This is a genomic window from Nostoc sp. CCY0012 (assembly GCF_963920855.1).
GTDB lineage: Bacteria > Cyanobacteriota > Cyanobacteriia > Cyanobacteriales > Nostocaceae > Cyanocohniella.
In genome coordinates this window covers 1-1,304 of the sequence record NZ_CAWUDM010000236.1, presented here as the reverse complement: position 1 = coordinate 1,304, position 1,304 = coordinate 1, and the positions used below count along the sequence as shown (strand labels likewise).

Annotated in this window: 1 protein-coding gene; it reads left to right on the top strand. The window is 49.3% G+C overall.

Features of this window, described 5'->3' with window-relative positions; genetic code table 11:
- Positions 1-117: 117 nt before the first annotated feature.
- On the top strand, positions 118-1,275 hold the full coding sequence (locus tag ACM0OS_RS28910; protein WP_414546609.1) for a transposase: 1,158 nt from the start codon (positions 118-120) through the stop codon (positions 1,273-1,275).
- The last annotated feature ends 29 nt before the right edge of the window (positions 1,276-1,304 follow it).

Here is a 1,304-nt window from a genome sequence, read left to right as displayed (position 1 = left end):
CTTAGTGGTGCAGAAAAGTCTTGAACCGCTTGTATACCAGGAGTCTGACTGAGACAAGAGTGACAGAGAGGGGCAGAGCATGGGATGCTCAAGTTTCCAAACAAAAAGTCATACACCATGCCAGTACCCCTCCTCCATCGTCAACTGCAAGTTCAGCTAAGTCAATGGATTCATCCCCAAGACCAACGGCATCTCCAGGTTTTTTCTGAGAATGTAGCGGCTATTTTGCAAGCTCAGAGTGCCTGTCTGAGCCACTGGTTGCCCTATCTGAGTCATCGGGACTGCGTTGCCCGTAGCCACATGGAGCGCTTAAACTACTTTGTGCATAATCCCAAGATCAACGCCGAGACCTTCTATGTTCCTCTTTTACGGCAGTTTCTCCAGGGATGGGAGGGAACTGCGATGACGCTGACCCTGGACACCAGCGTGTTGTGGGATCAATATTGCCTGATTGAGGTGTGTTTGATTTGGGGAGGACGGTCAATTCCTCTAAGTCAAACCGTTTTAGAACACGGTAGTGCCACAGTCGGTTATGAGGACTATCGTCCAGTTTTAGAACACACTCTCAAATTGTTGCCACCCGGATGTCAGGTGATGTTATTAGCCGACCGAGGCTTTGAGCACGGGGCATTCATCCGGTGGTTACGCGATCACCGTTGGTCATGGACAATTCGCGCTAAATCAGACCTGAACATTACCTTATCCCAGGGTCAAACCCAAGCCGTTGCCGACCTGTTGCCACCGAAGTCAGAAGCGTATCTGTTTCGGGATGTCACTATTTTACAAGATATTGAGTGCCATTTAGCGACTGCTCATTTAGCGATGGCAGGTGAAGCTTGGGCAGTGCTCACGGATGTTCCCCCCTCTTTGCAGACCTTTGAGGTCTATGGTCAGCGATTTGGTGGTATAGAACCCCATTTCAAGGATTATAAATCGGCTGCTTTTGAACTGATCCGTTCCCACTTGCGCGATGCTCAAGCGCTCAGTTGTTTATTGATGCTGCTGGCTGCCGCCACTTTGATTGCGATCTCGTTGGCTGTCATCGTTGTCAGTCTTGGTCGCCGCAAGGCGCTCGACTGGCATAGCCATCGCGGGTTGAGCTTTTTACAATTGGGTCTGCGTGAGATTAAACGGCTCTGCTATCAACGTCTCCCTCTCCCCAGTTTAGCTATCTTACCTCGACGTAGTCCTCCACCTGCCTCTGCTTCACTTAAAAAGCGAGAGTATTTAGAAACTCGAATTGAGTTCTCTCGTGTTACTGTTTTTTCAACTTGAGACTCCAAAAAGTTTTCTGCACCACTAAG

What these genes read in the sequence shown, in the direction of transcription:
- ACM0OS_RS28910 (WP_414546609.1), top strand. Translation starts at nt 118, where the DNA reads ATGCCAGTACCCCTCCTCCATCGTCAACTGCAAGTTCAGCTAAGTCAA.